The 17758-nt window shown below is 61.8% G+C and carries 21 protein-coding genes and 1 pseudogene; 12 read left to right on the forward strand and 10 right to left on the reverse strand.

The window, feature by feature from the left end; genetic code table 11:
- Positions 1-48: 48 nt before the first annotated feature.
- The 4 genes from AC1DUU_RS06835 to AC1DUU_RS06850 form a co-directional block, all read right to left on the reverse strand.
- Positions 49-369 (reverse strand): hypothetical protein, encoded by a 321-nt coding sequence (locus AC1DUU_RS06835; RefSeq protein WP_476782666.1) that lies wholly within the window; start codon positions 367-369, stop codon positions 49-51.
- Positions 370-498: 129 nt separating this feature from the next.
- Positions 499-1467: a sensor histidine kinase gene (locus AC1DUU_RS06840; protein ID WP_476782667.1), complete on the reverse strand. Its 969-nt coding sequence runs from the start codon at positions 1465-1467 to the stop codon at positions 499-501.
- Positions 1468-1692: 225 nt separating this feature from the next.
- Entirely contained in the window at positions 1693-1857 is a 165-nt protein-coding gene (locus tag AC1DUU_RS06845; RefSeq protein ID WP_018429836.1) for a DUF1328 domain-containing protein, read from the reverse strand.
- Between the two features lie 76 nt (positions 1858-1933).
- Positions 1934-2728: a response regulator gene (locus AC1DUU_RS06850; RefSeq protein WP_476782668.1), complete on the reverse strand. Its 795-nt coding sequence runs from the start codon at positions 2726-2728 to the stop codon at positions 1934-1936.
- 202 nt (positions 2729-2930) lie between these two features.
- Between AC1DUU_RS06850 and AC1DUU_RS06855 the strand changes: the two genes are divergently transcribed.
- A complete protein-coding gene (locus tag AC1DUU_RS06855) occupies positions 2931-3128 on the forward strand; it encodes a NepR family anti-sigma factor (RefSeq protein ID WP_476782684.1) in 198 nt (65 codons plus the stop codon).
- 6 nt (positions 3129-3134) lie between these two features.
- On the forward strand, positions 3135-3683 hold the full coding sequence (locus AC1DUU_RS06860; protein ID WP_476782669.1) for a sigma-70 family RNA polymerase sigma factor: 549 nt from the start codon (positions 3135-3137) through the stop codon (positions 3681-3683).
- Here AC1DUU_RS06860 and AC1DUU_RS06865 read toward each other — a convergent pair.
- Entirely contained in the window at positions 3669-4049 is a 381-nt protein-coding gene (locus AC1DUU_RS06865; RefSeq protein WP_476782670.1) for a response regulator, read from the reverse strand. The two genes, AC1DUU_RS06860 and AC1DUU_RS06865, sit on opposite strands and share 15 nt — an antisense overlap.
- A gap of 162 nt (positions 4050-4211) precedes the next feature.
- Here AC1DUU_RS06865 and AC1DUU_RS06870 point away from each other — a divergent pair, with 162 nt between their 5' ends.
- A complete protein-coding gene (locus AC1DUU_RS06870) occupies positions 4212-4973 on the forward strand; it encodes a Crp/Fnr family transcriptional regulator (RefSeq protein WP_476782671.1) in 762 nt (253 codons plus the stop codon).
- 3 nt (positions 4974-4976) lie between these two features.
- Here the strand turns inward: AC1DUU_RS06870 and AC1DUU_RS06875 are convergent, their stop codons facing one another.
- Positions 4977-6089 carry an AI-2E family transporter gene (locus AC1DUU_RS06875; protein WP_476782672.1) on the reverse strand — a complete coding sequence of 371 codons (1113 nt, stop codon included), beginning with the start codon at positions 6087-6089 and terminating at the stop codon, positions 4977-4979.
- Positions 6090-6209: 120 nt separating this feature from the next.
- On the opposite strand from AC1DUU_RS06875, the gene AC1DUU_RS06880 reads away from it, so the two are divergent.
- Both AC1DUU_RS06880 and AC1DUU_RS06885 read left to right on the forward strand, forming a co-directional pair.
- On the forward strand, positions 6210-6536 hold the full coding sequence (locus tag AC1DUU_RS06880; RefSeq protein ID WP_476782673.1) for an ElaB/YgaM/YqjD family protein: 327 nt from the start codon (positions 6210-6212) through the stop codon (positions 6534-6536).
- Positions 6537-6554: 18 nt separating this feature from the next.
- Positions 6555-7007: a hypothetical protein gene (locus AC1DUU_RS06885; RefSeq protein WP_476782674.1), complete on the forward strand. Its 453-nt coding sequence runs from the start codon at positions 6555-6557 to the stop codon at positions 7005-7007.
- A 14-nt stretch (positions 7008-7021) separates the two neighbouring features.
- Here AC1DUU_RS06885 and AC1DUU_RS06890 read toward each other — a convergent pair whose 3' ends face one another.
- Positions 7022-8464 carry a sensor histidine kinase gene (locus AC1DUU_RS06890; RefSeq protein ID WP_476782675.1) on the reverse strand — a complete coding sequence of 481 codons (1443 nt, stop codon included), beginning with the start codon at positions 8462-8464 and terminating at the stop codon, positions 7022-7024.
- Positions 8465-8589: 125 nt separating this feature from the next.
- Between AC1DUU_RS06890 and AC1DUU_RS06895 the strand changes: the two genes are divergently transcribed.
- Positions 8590-8760 carry a hypothetical protein gene (locus tag AC1DUU_RS06895; RefSeq protein WP_476782676.1) on the forward strand — a complete coding sequence of 57 codons (171 nt, stop codon included), beginning with the start codon at positions 8590-8592 and terminating at the stop codon, positions 8758-8760.
- 212 nt (positions 8761-8972) lie between these two features.
- Positions 8973-9872 (forward strand): PRC-barrel domain-containing protein, encoded by a 900-nt coding sequence (locus tag AC1DUU_RS06900; RefSeq protein WP_476782677.1) that lies wholly within the window; start codon positions 8973-8975, stop codon positions 9870-9872.
- Between the two features lie 57 nt (positions 9873-9929).
- Here AC1DUU_RS06900 and AC1DUU_RS06905 read toward each other — a convergent pair whose 3' ends face one another.
- Positions 9930-11486, reverse strand: a complete 1557-nt coding sequence (locus AC1DUU_RS06905) for an alkaline phosphatase family protein (protein WP_476782678.1) — start codon at positions 11484-11486, stop codon at positions 9930-9932.
- Between the two features lie 222 nt (positions 11487-11708).
- On the opposite strand from AC1DUU_RS06905, the gene AC1DUU_RS06910 reads away from it, so the two are divergent.
- The 4 genes from AC1DUU_RS06910 (at position 11709) to AC1DUU_RS06925 (ending at position 14308) form a co-directional block, all read left to right on the forward strand.
- Positions 11709-12641 (forward strand): VOC family protein, encoded by a 933-nt coding sequence (locus AC1DUU_RS06910; protein WP_476782679.1) that lies wholly within the window; start codon positions 11709-11711, stop codon positions 12639-12641.
- An 11-nt stretch (positions 12642-12652) separates the two neighbouring features.
- Entirely contained in the window at positions 12653-13279 is a 627-nt protein-coding gene (locus AC1DUU_RS06915; RefSeq protein ID WP_476782685.1) for an alpha/beta hydrolase, read from the forward strand.
- Entirely contained in the window at positions 13276-13575 is a 300-nt protein-coding gene (locus tag AC1DUU_RS06920) for a GNAT family N-acetyltransferase (protein ID WP_476782680.1), read from the forward strand. Before AC1DUU_RS06915 ends, AC1DUU_RS06920 begins: the two co-directional genes overlap by 4 nt.
- 334 nt (positions 13576-13909) lie before the next feature.
- The gene (locus tag AC1DUU_RS06925; RefSeq protein ID WP_476782681.1) at positions 13910-14308 is read left to right on the forward strand and encodes a hypothetical protein; all 399 of its coding nucleotides are present in this window, start codon (positions 13910-13912) and stop codon (positions 14306-14308) included.
- A 110-nt stretch (positions 14309-14418) separates the two neighbouring features.
- Here the strand turns inward: AC1DUU_RS06925 and AC1DUU_RS06930 are convergent, their stop codons facing one another.
- Entirely contained in the window at positions 14419-16503 is a 2085-nt protein-coding gene (locus tag AC1DUU_RS06930) for a PAS domain S-box protein (protein WP_476782682.1), read from the reverse strand.
- 26 nt (positions 16504-16529) lie between these two features.
- Positions 16530-17309, reverse strand: a complete 780-nt coding sequence (locus AC1DUU_RS06935) for a response regulator transcription factor (protein ID WP_476782683.1) — start codon at positions 17307-17309, stop codon at positions 16530-16532.
- Between the two features lie 199 nt (positions 17310-17508).
- On the opposite strand from AC1DUU_RS06935, the pseudogene AC1DUU_RS06940 reads away from it, so the two are divergent.
- A pseudogene (locus AC1DUU_RS06940) lies at positions 17509-17758 on the forward strand (DNA-binding response regulator); the annotation flags it as partial.

Consider the following 17758-nt stretch of genomic DNA (forward strand, 5'->3'; position numbering starts at 1 on the left):
ATGTACCGGTTCCTCGGTGTGACAGGATTTGCCGGATACAATCCGACACTAATGAACATAGGCTGCCTTGGCGCGCGCCTGACCGGACGCAACAACGACGTTGGAGATTGAAAGAGACGCGTCGAGCGTTCCGTTGGGCAAGACATTCCAGGTCAACTGGTCGTAATCGTCCTCAAGTGCCGGGTCGACCTCCAGGCACTTGGCAAAGACACGCGGATGCTGTGGAGCGAGGACGCGCAAGGTCTTGGGCAATGTCGCCTGGCAGTCCTCGAAGGCTTCAAAAACGGCGGTGGGGGGACGAACCTCCCGGCAACCAGACAAATCCTGCGAGCAGGAAACGACCAACAGAAGTGCTGCGATGTGTTCCATGGCAAACCACCTTGTCCAAGAAACGGCGATGCCTGGCTAAAAGTTCCATGCCCTCAGCGACTCATTTTCTGAAATGCGTTGAAGTTTGAATCTTCGGCGCTTGAACCTGAAGGAGCCGGCCCGAGGCTTCTACTCCATCTCGAAATTCGCCTTGGGCATGACGAGCCTGTATTCCAGCGTCGTGGTGCCGATATCGAGCTCTGCGGAGCCGTTGAGCGCAGTCGGCACCACGCGCTCCAGCGCCACGCTGCCAAAACGCTTCTTGCGCACCGTGCTGTCGGTCACTGGTCCTATCGCCTCGGACCAGTGCACGGTCATATGTTCTTCGCCGTCGGGTCCAGCCATCGTTCTGGCGGCGGCGACCTCGACATAACCGTCGGCGCGGGAAAGCGCGCCATAGCTCACCGAATTGACCGCCAGCTCATGGACGGCAAGGCCGACATGCAGGGCGGCGTTGGGGTTGAGATAGGGATCGTCGCCGGAAAAGCGCACGGTGTGTATCGTGTCGATGCTGTAGCGACCGACCTGGCCAACGACCAGTTCCCGGAACCCCGCGCCGCGCCAGTTGGAGGAGGTTACGAGGTCCTGCGACGAGGCGATGGATTGGAGACGACCGCGGAAGCGTTCGAGAAAGCCGTCGATGGAGCCGGAATAATGTCCGGTCTGGCTGGCGATGCTCTGGATGATGGCAAGCAGGTTTTTGGAGCGGTGGCTGACCTCGCGCAAAAGCGCCTTCAGCGTCTGCTCGCGCCGCTTCTGCTCTGTGGTTTCGATCACGGTAACGACCACGCCCTGGATCTGGCCGCGATCCGAGACGTCGGCATCGATGCAGACGTCGAACCAGCGCATGCCGGCGGCGTTGTCGGCAACGCTGATCTCAAGCCCGTCGGAATTGCCGGTTGCGATGACGTTCTTTTTGGCTGCTACAAGGCGGGCGGCCTGCTGCTGCGGCAGAAAATTGCCGTCACCGACCTGGTCCTCAAGCAGTTCAGCCCAAGGCGGCTGCAGATTATGCGACCACATCGTGCGCAGCTTGCGGTCCTGGTAGAGCACGGCGATGCCGGCATTGCGGGAAGCATGCAGGAGCGCCGCGTCCACCCGTGAACTCTGTCCCATTGGGGGAGTGGTGGGGTTGGCCATGCGACAAGTGCCTGCCTTTGCTCTGCTGAGCGAATTCTTCGATGCTTACCGGAGACACCCGGCCGGCACCGAAATGGGACCGCCGGGTAACGCTTCAGAATAGGAGCGCTACCCGGCGGCGCTGGACTCCGACTGAGGGGGCCGGCTTCCAGTCTGGGTTTCGTTCTTCATTCTCCGGCTTAATCACGCGCGCCTGAAAAGGCCCGCGATCAACGAAATCACCAGGAATGCCAAGAAGATGAAGAACAGGATCTGCGCGATGCCAGCGGATGTTCCGGCGATGCCGCCGAAGCCGAGGGCGCCGGCGATGATCGCGACGACGAGGAATACGAGCGCCCAATAAAGCATGGTCTATCTCCTTCAAATGACGAATGAAAAACGTACCGCCCCAAGGTTGGTTCCCTGAGGTGGTGCTAAAAAAGGCCTATGCAGCAGCTTTCGCCTGCCTGTCAAAGAACAAAGCTTGACTTATCAGCGCCTTGACCATTTCGGGGTTGAACGGCTTGGTGACCAGGAACGCCGGCTCCGGCCGTTCGCCGGTTAGAAGGCGCTCGGGGAAGGCGGTGATGAAGATCACCGGCAGCGGGGCAGACGACAGCATCTCGTTGACGGCCTCGATGCCTGAGCTGCCGTCGGCGAGCTGGATATCGGCCAGGATCATCTTGGGTCGTGTCTTCTTGAACATGGCTGTCGCTTCGGCATGGGTGCGTGCAGTACCAACCACGCGATGGCCGAGGCTTTCCACCATTTCTTCGATATCCATGGCGATCAGCGGTTCGTCCTCGATGATCAGGATGTCGGTTGCAACCTGGCGCGATATGTCGCCGCTTGCTTCCTGGAGCAGCTGGGCAAATTCTTCCTGGTCGGCATCGAGCACCTCAGCGGCTTCGATGTCATTGAACCCTTCGACGGCGACCAGCAGGAAGGCTTGGCGCGGGCGTGGAGAAAGTGCTGCGAGATTGGCTGCGGCGCGCTTTTCCCAGGCTAGTGACGAGGATTCCTGCGGTACGCGGAACGAAACCGAAGTGAACAGGCGGGCAAATACCTTGTAAAGCGCGATGCGGTCGCTAGATGCGGACGGGAATACATCGATGTCGTCGATGAGCGCTTCGAGCATCGCGGCCACCAGCGCATCGCCACTTTCCTGAGAACCCGACACCGCGCGCGAGAAACGGCGGAGATAGGGCAGGTGCGGGGCGATTCTCGTGGATAGAGTCATAGTCGACGTCTCCCTCATGTGACGGTGTCAAAACTGCTTTGAAGCGAGCACACAACGCATTGTCTGTGCAAAAGTTCCTCTTTTGTGGAACCTATCCGCATTTGGGGAGTTTGATGCAAAATTCGGGAAACCGACAAGGGTTGTTGCGCGCCATCATTTCGGGGGCGGGACGTTTGACACTGCACAAGGGCAAAGCAAGCATATGACTAAGCAGACAAGTGGTGCAGGCAACGCCGCGCCGAAGCGCCGCCGAGACGGCGAGCCTCTTGGAGCAAACTCCGAAATCGGCCGAAAATTGAAACAATATTACGATGAACTGGTGTCCGACGAGGTGCCGGATCGTTTCGCCCAGTTGCTCAGCCAGCTGGAAGAAGCCGAACCCGCGCAGCAGAAGGACTGACCACGCATGGCAGCTTCCCTCGGTTTCAAGGGCGACTTGCTCGCGGCGATCCCTGGCCTGCGCGCTTTCGCCATGTCGCTCTCTCAAAATGCCGATAGAGCCGACGACCTGGTCCAGGAAACGCTCGTCAAGGCGTGGGACAAACAGACGAGCTTTCAGCCGGGTACCAATTTGAAGGCTTGGCTGTTCACAATTTTGCGCAATGAATTCTATTCGCAGATGCGCAAGCGCGGACGCGAGGTGCAAGACAGCGACGGCCTTTTGACCGCGCGTCTGGCCGTGCATCCGAGCCAGCCCGGCAGGCTTGATCTCGACGATTTCCGCAAGGCGCTCGAGCAGCTCCCCGAAGACCAGCGCGAGGCGATCGTTCTGATCGGCGCATCCGGCTTTTCTTATGAAGAGGCGGCCGAAATCTGCGGTTGCGCGGTGGGCACCATCAAGAGCCGTGTGAGTCGCGCCCGCAACAGGCTGCAGGAGATACTCGACGTCTCGGGCGAGGCCGACTATGGCCCCGACGCGATCGCGGCTCAGGTCATGGGATCAACGCTCGGCTGAGCGGGTCTTTCGGATGCTTTCGGCGACGGCCTCGACAAGGTCATCGCCTCCATAGGGCTTGCTTACCAAGGTAACGTCCGGAAAGCCGGTGAAGATTTCGTCCAGCTGGTCGTAGCCCGAGGCGAAGATGAACGGTACGCCCGCAGCTGCAAGGCCGCGGGCGAAGTCGAGCGTCGGCTCGCCATTCAGCATGATATCGATGATGGCTGCATCATAAGGCAACGCGGCTTCCTGAGCCTCGCGCAAATTGCTGGCGATGACGACATCCCCGGCGCCATGATCCTTGCAAAGCTGCTCGACATCGAGCGCGATCAAGGCTTCGTCTTCAAGCACAAGGATACGCAATCCTGAAAGCGGGGTTGGCACGTCGAGGGGCACTCCATGAAATTGAATCCGAACATGGCGGTAGTCGCGTCCGCTGTCATTTAAAAAAGACATGCTCGACAAGGAAGCGGTCCTCGACCTCGCTGGTACGGGGAACTTTCGCCGGCCTGACCGCGTTGCCGATCACATTCCCTGGAGAATAGCATGAGCGGGCAGAGCATTCCGAGCGAAATGGCGCGGCAGGTTTCGTGCGAAAAGTGTCCGCTTCGGTCGTTGCCGGCTTTCTGGGCCTTCGACATGGAAGAACTGGCTTTCGTCAGCGGCTTCAAGCGCGGAGAACTTTCCGTCGACAAGGGTGCGACATTGCTTTCGGAAGGTAGCAACAGCGCACATCTGTATACCGTGCTTGCGGGATGGGGCTTTCGCTACAAGCTGCTCGAGGATGGCCGCCGCCAGATCCTGAACTATGTGCTGCCGGGCGACATGATCGGACTGCAGGGCAGCCTGATGGGCGAGATGCAGCACTCGGTCGAGGCGTTGTCCCCGATGCTTTTGTGCATGTTCGAGCGCGACCGGCTGATGGAACTCTATCGCGGCTATCCTGGCCTCGGCTACGACATCACATGGATTGCAGCGCGCGAAGAACGGATGCTCGACGAGAATTTGTTGAGCGTCGGACGCCGTTCAGCGCTTGAGCGCGCGGCCTACCTGCTTGCTTTCATTGCCAGCCGGGCGCGTAAGGTCGGTATGAATGGCGCCGGCAAGGTGGAGATTCCGATCACCCAGCAGCATCTCGCCGACACGCTCGGGCTTTCGCTCGTCCATACCAACAAGACGATCAGGAAACTGATGGACCGCAAGCTCGTGCAGTGGCGCGATGGTGGCTGCAAGGTGCTCGACATCGAAGGACTGATGTCGCTCGCTGACTGGAGCGGCCTTGACGAAAGCGTGCGTCCTCTCTTGTGAGCGCTATCGGCTGTATCGCCGATCAAGTACGTCGACGCCCCAGTTCACACCGGGCACCACGTTGCGGATGATCGCATAGCCGACGAGCAGGGCAGGGATGGCGACAAAGCCACCGACCGCGCCCCACAGCCAGATCCAGAAAGCCAGTGCCAGCAAAACCACGAATGGATTGAGTGTCATCGTCTTGCCTATGACGAAGGGGGTGATGAACTGGCCCTCGATCGTGTTGACGCCGAGATAGACGATGACAGGAAGCAGGCTTGTGCCCAACGTGTCGAAGGAGGTCAGGCCGACAGCAAACAGGATCGCGACCATGACCAATGGTCCGACGAAAGGCACGAAGTTGGTGACGATCGCAAGCGCCCCCCAAAGTGGCGCCGACGGTACGCCCAGAAGGTAGAGGCCGATGCCGACGGTGAGACCTTCGGCGACGTTGATGATGGTGATCGACAGCAGATATTGCGAGACCAGCTGTTCGACGTCGCGGAAGATATGAGCGACGCGCCAGCGCAGGCGGCGGTTGAAGCATAGCCTGAGGATGGCGGTTCTTGTCTGAGAACGCGTCGCGACAAAGAAGTAGAGACTGGCGAAGAATAAAAGCACCTGGGCAACGACCGCTGGGGCAAGTGTCGCCATCGTTTCGACGCCGGTTCCCTCGTCGACCGAGACGGACAGGCCTTCGCCGCCGGTGACCTGGCGCAACTGGTCGCGCATGCTCTTGAACGTATCGAGCGGGCCCTTGAGGTCGGAGAGCTGCGAAGCGAGCTGCGCCCAGATCTGGGGCAGGCGCTGAAGCCAGAAGCTGAGCGGCGATGCGATCAGCAGCGCAAAGATGCCGACCGAGACAATGAACAGCAAAACGACGATGGCCGCCGACAGCGCAGGAGGCAGGTTGAAACGCTCAAGTCGCGAGGCAATCGGACCGAGCATCAGGCCGATGACGACGCCAAGACCGATGGGTGTGAGAATGAATTCGCCGGCATGGAGCGCGAAGACGGTGGCAATGACGCCCACGAAGATCATCGACACCTGCGCACCGCGCACGAGCAAAAGCTCGAAATTGGATTTTGGCGGCAGGCGCACGGTTGGCGCCTTCGTCATGGTGCGGTTGGGCATCTACAGTTTCCAGCTATTCAGGCTGGCAAAACGTCCGGCGGTCGGCGATGGTTCCTCCGATGAGGGAACCGACCGGGCATATGAGGCGTTTCGGCCCCATCGAACGCAAGGAGTAGTGACATGGCGACAGCTGCAGGAAAGACCGGCAACGGCACCAAGACCGTGCCGGACCTCGAGGCCGACATCAAGCTATTGAAGGCCGATATCGAAGCGCTCGCCAAGCAGTTGGCCGCAACGGGCGAGCATGGCTATGGCGCGGCCCGGCGGGCGGCGGCACAGGGAGCGGGTCAGTTGAAGGCGCAAAGCGACGCCGCCGTTGAATCCTTGCGCGTGAACGCCAGGGACATCGAGGAACAGTTCATGGCGACCGTGCGGGAAAAGCCCGTCACTTCGCTTGCTATCGCTGCCGGTGTCGGCTTCCTCATCGCGCTTCTGGCGCGGCGCTAGCAATCGGCCGGGGGACATATGCTGGCATCACTGATTGCGAGTTTCGCCACCGGCGAGACGACACTTGCGCTTAGGCGCACCCGCCGCGCGGCAGTGGCCTATCTTGCCGCTGCGGTCGCAGGGCTCTGCGGGGTCGGGTTTCTAGTGGGCGCTGCCTATGTCTGGGCAGCGCAAAGATTTGGGCACATCGAGGCGTCACTTGGCTTTGGCCTTGGCTTCCTGGTGGTTGCCGGGTTGATCCTGCTGTTTCACCGGCTGATGGCTGGTTCGCGCGCCCGAAATGAGCAGAGGCGCCGCCGCGCCGATATCGCGGCGCTCGGCACGACAGCAGCCATGGCTATGTTGCCGACATTGCTGCGCAGCAAGGGCGGCATCGGCGCGCTACTGGGGCCGGTGGTGGCGCTTGCCGCCTATGCGATCATTCGCGAGAACCACAAAACGGACGATAGTGACGGAGTGGCGGGGGAATAGTTCCCCCTTGTGCTCTAGGGGTTGGTCTCGGCCGGTTCGCCAAGCGGCATCGAGATATGCGCCCGTACGCCGTCCGGCAGATATTCGTGGCTAACCTCGCTTGAGATCACTTTCGCCAGGCTGCGGCGAATGAGGATCGAGCCAAAGCCATGATGGGCGGGCGGAGTGACTTTGGGTCCGCCGCTTTCGATCCATTCCAGCTGCAACCGTTTCTCGCCCTTGCGGCCTGTGACAGTCCACGAGAGGGCGACTTCGCCCTCTGGCACCGAAAGCGCGCCGTATTTGAGCGCATTGCTGGCGAGCTCGTGGAGGATAAGCGCCAGGCCGAGCGCCTGGTCGGGCGTCAACAAGGCATCCTGACCGACAATCGAGATACGAGGTGCCTCGGTGTCGTCGAAAGGGCTGAGTTCTGTTTTGGCAAGGTCGCGTATGCCGATGCCGCGCCACTCATACTCCGACAAAAGGCCATGGGCGAGCCCGAGCGCGCGCAGGCGCTGGCTGAAGGCTTCGAGGAACTCGCGCGGTTCACGCGCATGGCGCACGGTCTGGGTGGCGAGCGCCTGGACGGTCGCAAGCGTGTTCTTGACCCGATGGTTGATCTCGCGCAGCAAAAAGCGCTGGCGTTCTTCAACGGTGCGGCGCTCGGTGATGTCGTAGTTGACCCCGAAGACAAGCGTTGGTCTGCCATCGGCGTCGCGCTCGACGACGCGGCCGCGAGCGGCCAGCCATCGCGGCGGATCAAAACCCCTGATGCGGTATTCGCCGGAATAATCGTCGCTGCCTTCGAGCGCTTCCCGAAACATCTTGCGCGTTTTGCCGATGTCGCGCCTGTCGATGGCAACGACGATGTCGCGCGCCCGCATTTTTGTCGCTGGCAGCATGTTGAACAGTTCCGGCAAAAGCGTGTCGCATTCAACGACGCCGGTGCGCGGAACCCAGACCCAGCTGGCAAGGGCTGCGGCTTCGAGCGCTACAGCGCGACGGGTTTCGGCATGGACCAATGCCACCTCGGCCCGCGCACCGGCCCGGGAGCGGTCGCGCAACATGACCAGGCTCGCGGCGAGTGATGCCAGCGCTTCCATCTGTGCGAGCCTTGCCGGATCTGGCCTCAATTGTTCCTCCCGGTCAAGCACCAGCAGGACACCCACCGGGGAGCCTTGGGAAACGATCGGTACGCCGGCGTGGAACAGGTATGCGCCGTCGGGCGTGTCGCCAGCGAGGGTGCCATTGGCCAAACGGAGCGCCTCCGCAGCTTGTGCGGGGTCGATGCCCAAATGCGACTGCACGACCTGTTGCCCTTCGGCATTGGCCAGGGTGAGCAAGGCAGCGGGCGCTTGCATGAGCGCTGCCGCAAGGCCTGTCAGGCGATCGAAATCCGCATCGGAAGGGACGTTCGATACCGCACCGGTATCGCCGCCGTCGGCGCTGTCCGTGTCGATGATTTTGTTGTCCTGCACCCGACCATCCCTTTGGCTCCGAGGAAACTAGACGGGCGATGCCAGATTGAAAAGCCTTTGCGGGACGCCCGGAACCATGCCGTGAAACCGTCGTTAGCCTCCTGAAGCCATATGGGAGACTACACATGACCAAGATCATTCCAGCCCAAAAAGCCCGGCAGGGAACGCGCGGACGCCACCTGTTGATCGTGCTGGCGGCAGGCTTGCTGCTGGCACTGGCCGCATGGGGCGGGGCGGAGTTCTATGGCGAGATGATCGGCAAGAACGCCAACCAGACCATCTCGGCTCCGGGCTAAGTGCCCTTGCGGAAAGACAATTTTGAAACGCTTGCGAAAATGCGAGCGACGGTTCCTGGCCCGGCACATATCGAAACTAGTCGGGGAAAAATTCGGAACCATGGCCGGGTCACGACGTTGTGAACCCGTGAAGAGGCCGCGCCGGACCCTTCCCGCAAAAGACTGGTCGAGGCGCGGCATGCATGAAGACACGCACGAGGAGAGAATATATCATGATCCGCAACCTTTTGGCCACGACTGCCTTTGCAACGCTTATCGCCACCGGCGCCTATGCCCAGGACACCACCGCGCCGGCACCCACACCCGCGCCGTCTCAGGCAACTCCGGCGACACCTGCGGTGATCCCGCATGCCGACGGATTCCTCGCAGCCAACGTCATCGGTGCGAAGGTCTACAACGGCACCGCTGCCGACGCCGAGAACATCGGCAAGGTTCACGACATAGTCATGACCGCTGACGGCAAGGCCGATCAGCTGGTGATCGGTGTCGGCGGCTTCCTTGGCATCGGTGAAAAGAACGTCGCCGTCAGCTTCGACAAGTTCGACTGGGCCGAGAAGAATGGCGATCGCTGGCTTGTGATGGCTACGACCAAGGAACAGCTGCAGGCGCTGCCCGATTTCGACCGCCGTGCATATGATCCGACGCCAGCGCCGGTAGCGGCGACCGATCCGGCGTCCCCGGCAGTTGACCAGACCGCGCAGGCGCCGGTTGCTCCGGCTACGCCTGATGCGTCGATGGCCGACGAGACCAAGACCGCGGCGATCGACAAGTCGACGCTGAAGGAGCTGCCGAGTACCGATCTGCGGGCCGAAGAACTGATGGGTACCACCGTCTATGGTGGTGACGACGCCAATATCGGCGAGATCGGCGATATCCTGATGACGGCGGACGGCAAGATCGACGCCTATGTCATCGATGTCGGCGGTTTCCTTGGCATGGGTGAGAAGAAGGTTGCCGTCGGCAGCGACAATCTTGCCTTCATGGTTGATGCCGAAGGCAAGAAGTACCTGTACACGACCTTCACCAAGCAGCAGCTCGAAGCTCAGCCGGCTTATGATGCGGGCAGCTGGGCCGCCAAGCGCGACGAGCAGCGTCTGATCATCGTTCAGTAGATGCGGCGGCACTAGAGCAGAAAGGCCCGCGCTTCGCCGCGGGCCTTTTGTTTTGGGTCAGGGCAGATGTGCAAAGTGGCCGGTGGCCCCGCCGTCCGCCAGCTCTGATAGTGCGAGCGACTGGTCGAGGTGCCGAGCGCGCCATGCCAGCAGCCTTTCGGCGAAATCGAGCCGCACCGAAAGCCATGCCGGGTCATTGGCGAGATTGCGCGTTTCGCCGGGGTCGTTGACGAGGTCGTAGAGCAGCGGCGGCAAGCCGCCGCCGAAATGCACGTATTTGACCGCCTCGGTGCGGATAACCGACAGGTTCAGCGCGCGCGAGCCGGTGCCGAAATGGGCTTCCGTCGTGCCGTCGGCAACCGAGCGGAAATCGTATTCCCAATGGGCCGCGTCGCGCCAGGCAGCAGGTTCGTTGCCGTCGAGGAACGGCTTCAGCGACTGGCCGTCGAGATGCGGCAATGGTTCGCCGCCGATGAGCTCGAGCAAGGTCGGCATGATGTCGACGGCGGCGGTGAAGCGGTCGACAATGGTGCCGGCGGACTGTTGGTGGCGCGGGTCGCGTAAGATCAGCGGGATATGGTAGCTGCTGTCGAACCAGCCGCCTTTGCCGAGCATGAAATGGTCGCCCATCATCTCGGCGTGGTCGGAGGTCAAGATGACGATGGTGTCGTCCCAGCTGCCTGCCGCCTTGATGCCTTGCCAGATGCGGCCGAGTTGGGAATCGACTTCCGAGATCATGCCGTAATAGAGCGCGCGGATCTTGCGGAACTCGTCTTCGCTCCAGTCGCCGACATTGCCGGATGCGCCAGGAATGAAGCTCGACTTCTTTTGATGGTGGGCGAGGTGGTAGGCGAGGAACGGATGGCTTGCCGCTTCCGCCTGCCTGTTTTCCGCGCGAGCATAGGCCGGCCCCTCCGCCGGGTCATACATGGTGTTGAAGGGGTCGGGCACGATGAAGGGCGGATGCGGGCTGAGGAACGAGACGTGCGCGAACCAAGGCTCACCCTCGTCCTGCTCGCTCAGCCAGCGCAGGAATTCGCCGGTGAGGAAGGCGGCCGGTGTCTCATCCTTCGAATAGGCTGGTACAGCTGGGCTGATCTCCGGCGCGGATTCGTCCGCCGGGCGGTGGATGTCGGGAAAGCCCGGGCTCGAATCGATGCCGCGCGCCGCGAGCCATGACAGCCATGCCTTCTGGTGCTCGGGCAAAAGCTGCCTGGTGGTGAAGCCGGGCAAAACACCTTCATAGGTGCGCAGGAACGGATCGCCGGGCGCGCGCTTGCGCGGGTCGGGCGAAACATCGGTATAGCCGAACAGCGTCGGGTCGTAGCCGACGCGACGAGCGGCGCGGGCGATGTTGTCGTGGCGATCGTCGAGCGGCGTGCCATTGCGGCAGACGCGGTTGTTCATCTGGTAAAGGCCGGTGTAGAGGCATGCCCGCGCCGGCGAGCAAGGTGCGGCCCCGGCATAATGTCGCTTGAACAGAACACCCTCGCGGGCCAGCGCATCGCTGTTGGGCGTTTTCACCACGGGATGGCCGACGCCCGACAGGGAGTCGCCACGCCACTGGTCGCAGGTGATGAGTAGGATATTCTGCCGTCTGCCGGTGTCTGCCAAGCTAGCCCCCAAATTCAATTGCGGCCAAGGAAGCCGGATTCATTTGCGGGTGCAAGCGCCATTGTGCCTGCACGACTCATGCCAGAATCTGTGAACGTCGACGCGGTTGTCGTTCACTGATTGGCGACAGTCCATTCTGTGCCCGCCCACTTTGCCACGTCCTCGGATGCGCCCATATTCTTCCCAACGCGGCAGGGGCCGCAGCGACAAGGGAGCAAAGCCATGCTCGACCAGATCAAGGGTCTGCATCACGTCACCTCGATGGCCAAGGATGCGGCACAGAATAACCAGTTCTTCACCCACAAGCTCGGCCTGCGCCGGGTCAAGAAAACAGTCAATTTCGACGCGCCGGACGTCTACCACCTCTATTATGCCGACGAGCTGGGTACGCCTGGTTCGGTGATGACCTATTTTCCGTTCCCCAATATCGGCCAGGGCCGGTCGGGTGTCGGCGAGGTTGGAACCACGGTGTTTTCGGTTCCCGAGGGCACGCTACCTTTTTGGGAAAAGCGTTTCGCCGACCAAGGTGTAAGTGGGCTCGTCCGCGACGAGAAGTTCGGCGAAAAGCGCCTCTCCTTTGCCGGTCCTGATGGCGACGGGTTCGCGCTTGTCGAGGCCAAGGGCGACAAACGCGCGCCCTGGATCAAGGGCGGCGTTGCTGCCGACGAGGCGATCCGCGGCTTTCATTCGGCGACGCTCAGGCTGCGTGACGGTGCCGCCACCGAAGAGCTTTTGAAGTTCATGGGTTATGACGAGGTCGACACTTCGGGCAACATCAAGCGGCTTGCGGTGAAGAACGGCAATGGCGCCGATTTCATCGACATCGAAACGCTGCCGGGTGCATCTTTTGCCGGTCTTGGCGCAGGTTCGGTGCATCACATCGCCTTTGCGGTGGAGAATAGGGCCAAACAGCTCGAGGTGCGCAAGGCGTTGATGGACACGGGCTACCAGGTGACGCCGGTGATCGACCGCGACTATTTCTGGGCGATCTATTTCCGCACGCCAGGCGGCGTGCTGTTCGAGGTGGCGACCAACGAGCCCGGCTTCGACCGCGACGAGGACACCGCCCATCTCGGTGAGGCGCTGAAGCTGCCGACACAGCATGCGCATCTGCGCGATTATCTGGAAAAGAACCTGCAGCCGCTGGGCGACTGAGGAGGAATATGGTGAGCAAGGACAGCTACATCCACAAGGTGCTGCCTGGAGAGCCTGATGGCCCTCTGGTCTTCGCCTTCCACGGCACCGGCGGCGACGAAAACCAGCTTCTGGGCTTTGCCCGCGAGCTGGTGCCCGGCGCGACGATCGTTTCGCCACGCGGCGATGTCTCCGAAATGGGTGCGGCGCGTTTCTTCCGCCGTACCGGCGAGGGCGTCTACGACATGGACGATCTCGATCGTGCGACAGGCAGGATGGCGGACTTCGTCAAAGCCCATGTCGAGGCGGCAAAACCCTCGCGGGTTTTGGCGCTCGGCTATTCCAATGGCGCCAACATCCTGGCCTCGGTGCTGTTTGCCGAGCCCGGACTGTTCGACGCGGTAGCGCTGATGCACCCGCTGATCCCGTTCGAACCCGACGTCAAAGGCAGCCTCGCTGGCCGGCACGTTCTGATCACCGCAGGCCGGCGCGATCCGATCTGTCCGCCCGAGATCACCAGCCGGCTGGATGCCTGTTTGCGGGCCGCTGGGGCGGATGTCCGGCTTGAATGGCACGAGGGCGGTCATGAGGTGCGCCCCAATGAAATCGAAGCGGTGAAAAGCCTTTTCGCCACGGCAACAAAGGAGTTGGAACAATGAGCGAGGAACTGGCGGCGATCGAGCTTGAGGATCGTGGCACAAAAGGGCGCTATGTCATCCGCGGTGCAGGCGGTGCCGAGGCCGAGATGACCTTCACCACAGTCAGCGAACATCTGTTCATCATCGACCATACCGAGGTGCCCGATGCTTTCCGCGGCCAAGGTGCGGGCTTGAGGCTGGTGACACGGGCGGTGGAAGACGCGCGCGCGGCGGGCAAGAAGATCATTCCGCTCTGCCCGTTTGCCGCAGCCCAGTTCCGCCGTCACCCGGAATGGGCCGACGTTCTGAACAGCTGACATCAAATCGCGCATGACCGGCTGAGCCGGCGCATTCAAACCAACTCGAAGGGCCGACGCAGGCGACTGCGTCGGCCCTTTCGTTATTTTCGTATTTTGCCCACATAGGGGCGGGCTGTTACAAAACCAGGCTCGACCGCTTGCGGGATAGCTGCAGCATGTCAGTGGAAATGACTGATTTGTGAACGTATTGCGCCCGGTATGGCAGAAATGCTGACTGTTTCTGAGGCTTTGAGATTGTTTCATTAGATGTCGCTGATCGGCATCGGCGAGATACAAAGCGCGATTACATTCACATCAATAGGGGAATGAAATTTACCGAAAAGGTAATCCAATGTCCGGTTCCAAGCAGGTTTACGAATTCGATCGCCAGCTCCAGCCGCGCTCGCGTATCTATCGCCGTCCGCGCCTCGCTATTCGCCAGCGTGCCAATGAGCACCCGATGGCCCTGTTTTCAGTTCTGGTGATTGCATCGCTGTCGTCGATGGCACTAGCGCCAACAAGCGGACCGGCCTTTGCCTCGATGGGATCGTCACGGTCGATCGATGGCGCGCACACCACCGCCAAGACCGACCGACTGCTGCAGTCGGAAACAGAGATTGCATGCCATGGGCAGGCCTGGGGCGCGGAGAGCGAGGTCTGCGTCGAGACCATCGCCAGGGAGACCGGTGCGCGCAAGGTGCGCCTGATCGCCAGCGCCGAACCAGTTCGTACCACCCACAATATCTTCTAGGCGTAGGGGCCTGCCGCGCTCTCACATCCTCCAGCGCGTACCTCCCCCGCAGCTTCGGCTGCGGGGGCTTTTTTTGTGCCGAGTTCTAAGTCTGGGCCTTGCAGCGAGGTTCAGGCGCTGTCGGCGACCTGGTCGCTGACCGCGCTCAAGGCACTGCGCACGTCGAAGGTGCTGAACGGCTTTTCCAGAATGTGCGGCTTGAGGTTTGGCGGCAGCTGTTCGAGCTCCGCCTTGGCGCCGATCAGGTCGCCGGTAACCAGCACGAAGCGCTGGGCCATGTCGGGCTGTGTCGCCACGATCTCGCGGAAGATGGTTATGCCGCTACGGTCGGGCATGCGCAGGTCGGAAAAGATGATGTCGGGCTGGTCGGCCAGCGCTTCGGCAACTGTGTCCCAGGTCGAAACAATGCGCGACTTGACCCCCATCAGCTCGAGAATGTCGGACAGCGACCCTGCGACGTCGGGTTCGTCGTCGATGATGACGGCATGACGCAAGCCGCTCGACTTGGGGATGGTTTCCAGCACAGCGCTGTGGCCGATGCCCATGGGCGGCAATTCGACGACGAAGCGCGCACCGGTTGGCTCCACCGGCTCGAACCAGACCTTGCCGTTGTGGCGGTCTACGATGGCTTTTGAGATCGACAGGCCGATGCCGGTGCCGACGCCGACCGGCTTGGTGGTGAAATAGGATTCGAAGATGCGGTCGCGAATCGCATCGGCGACGCCGGGGCCTGAGTCTTCGACCGAAAAGCCAGCGCTGCCATCGGCATTGCGGAAGGTCTTGACGCGGATGGTGCGCTCGCCAGTTGCGGCGGCCAGCGCGTGCTGACTGTTGACCAGGAAGTTGGCCGCCACCTGGGTCATGTGGTCGGCGTCTGCCATCACGCTCAGCGTGCCCTCGGCGAGATCGGTGTCGATGCTGATGCCGCTCGATCGCGCGCCGTAGGCGGTGACTTCGAGCGCTGCGCGGATCACCTGGTTGAGATCGGTCTCGGCCCGTGAGGTCGGATGCAGGCGGACCATGCCGAGGAAGCTCTTGACGATGCGGCCGCAACGTTCGGCGGCGGCACGCACCTTTTCTGCGCGTATCTTGGTCTGGGGGTCGGGAGCGAATTCGTGCAGCAACGTCGACTGGGCAACGACCACGGCAAGCGGATTGTTGAGCTCGTGCGAAACGCCGGCGAGAAGCGAGCCCATCGCCGCCATCTTCTCGTTTTGGTGCAGCTTTTCGCGCTGGCGGTTGATTTCTTCTTCGGCGCGATGCTTTTCACGCAGATCACGGATCGACCCAAAGATCAGGCGGCGGTCGGCCAGCCGCATCTCGTTGGCCGTAAGCTCGATCGGGATGATCTCGCCGGCGGCGTTCTGGGTCACCGTCTCCATGCGCTGGCCGACCATGGGTGCGCCGCGGCCGGCCAAATATTCGGCGCCGTTGTTGAAGCCCTTGCGGTAGTAGGCGGGGATGACGGTGTCGAGCAGGTCCTTGCCGAGGATCTCGTCGCGGGTCCAGCCGAACATCTTCTCCGCCGCCGGGTTGAACTCGATGATCGAGCCTGTCTCGTCGACCACCATGATGGCGTCGAGCGAGGACTGAAGCATTGTGCGGCGGATGATTTCGCTGACATGATATTCCGACAGCGAGCGTTCGATCGCGTCGCCAAGGGCTGCTGCAATGATTTCGAGCGCGGCGATCTCATCGTCGGTCCAGCTGCGCTCGACGATGCAATCGTTGATGGCGAGCGTGCCCCAGAGATGGCCATGGGCCGAAACCGATACCGACAGGAACGACTTGATGTGCTGTTGTTCGAAATCGGTGCGCAGGAAGCCGGTCAGGTCGCGCGTCAATCCAACGAAGATCTTGCCTTGGCGGACTTCTTCGGCGAGGCGTTCAAGCAAAGGGTCGGAGTCGACCAGCGCCTGATTGATCGTTGTCGGTGGCGCGGCGAAGGCGTCAATCTGCGGATCGACCCAAAAGGCGGCGATCGACTGCGCGAAGCCCTGGCCGGGCAGGTCGCGCAGTCTGAACAGGATGGTGCGATGGCCCCTGAAGCCGTGCGCAAAGCTCGCCAGGATATTGTCGATCTCGATCTGCCAATCCTGAGCCTGGCGTAGCCGGCGCACGATCTGCCCCGCCACGACGGTGGGGCTCGGCGTACCCGACGAAATGTCGGTGCGTGAGAGGGTCAACAGGGTCATCGCGGTTCCTGGCGGGGCCGGAGGCTTCAGCAGCCATCGCTGCCGGGCAGGGAGAAGATATAGCCTTCCCCGCGCACGGTGCGCAGAAATTTCGGGCTCGCCGGGTCGTCCTCGATCTTCTTCCTGAGCCGCATGATGCGGATGTCGACGGCGCGCGAGGATTCGGGGTCTTCGGCAAAGCCGATGGCCTCCGAGATGGTGGCGCGGCTGAGCAGCCGGTTCGGCCTGGTCAGGAAGACCTCGAGCAGATCGAATTCACTCTTGGCCAAGTCGATGATGGCGCCGCTGTTTCCGGTGACAAGCCGGCCGTCGAGGTCGGCCTGGAAGGGGCCGAAGGCGATGGTGCGGCGCGGCGGCTGGGCGGCAAGCAATGACCGCATGAAGCTTTCGGGCTGCGGCACACGGCGGATGACGCTGCGCACGCGCGCCAGGAGTTCGCGCAGTTCGTAAGGCTTGACCATGTAGTCGTCGGCGCCGATCTCGAGGCCGACTATGCGGTCGAGCGCTGTGCCCGCCGCTGTGGCGTAGATGATGCCGATCGGCATCCTTGAGCGCAGCCAGCGGCCGAGCGACAGTCCGTCTTCGCCGGGCATGGCGATATCGAGAATGGCAAGCTGGAACTGTTCGGTTTCGATCAAGGCGCGCAGGGCAGCAGCGCTCTCGAGGGCGGTCACATCGAAGCCGTTCGCGCCGAGATATTCGGCGACGGCGTCCCTCAAGTCGGGCTCATCTTCGACGATGACAATCCGAGCACGCAGTTTGGTCTCGCCTCCGCTACCGGCGGAAAGTAGATTGGGTATAAACATGATGTCCAGTGATCATTTGGCGTGGGCAGTTGCTAACGGTACTGTGCCTCGTTAGGGGCGAAAGAGGCTTCGGGCAGCGTGGACTGGGGACCCATCCTCGGCCAAGCGCGTCTCGCGGCATCTTCTTGCCTCTGTAGGCGCCGACGCGTCCGCCGCGGCAGGCAATGATCGCGATGAGGCTGATGTTGCGGGGTGGAACGTGGCTGGAAGATCGGTCGTAGCACTTGTCGCCATAGCGGAGGTCATCGCCTCCGACCTGACCGATCATCTCGACAGGCGCGGCCATGACGTGCGCACTGCCAAGCGACTGTGGGAAGCCGAGTCGCTGCTGGCCGCCAAAGGCATAGACGTTGTTGTGGTGGGCGACGCGTTTACGCCGGCCGATGGGCGCGAGCTGCTGCGCCGTTTCGGCGGCGAGGGCGGGCCGGACTTCGTGCTGATCTGTCGGC

The organism is Aminobacter sp. P4_H6_2 (genome assembly GCF_056400805.1).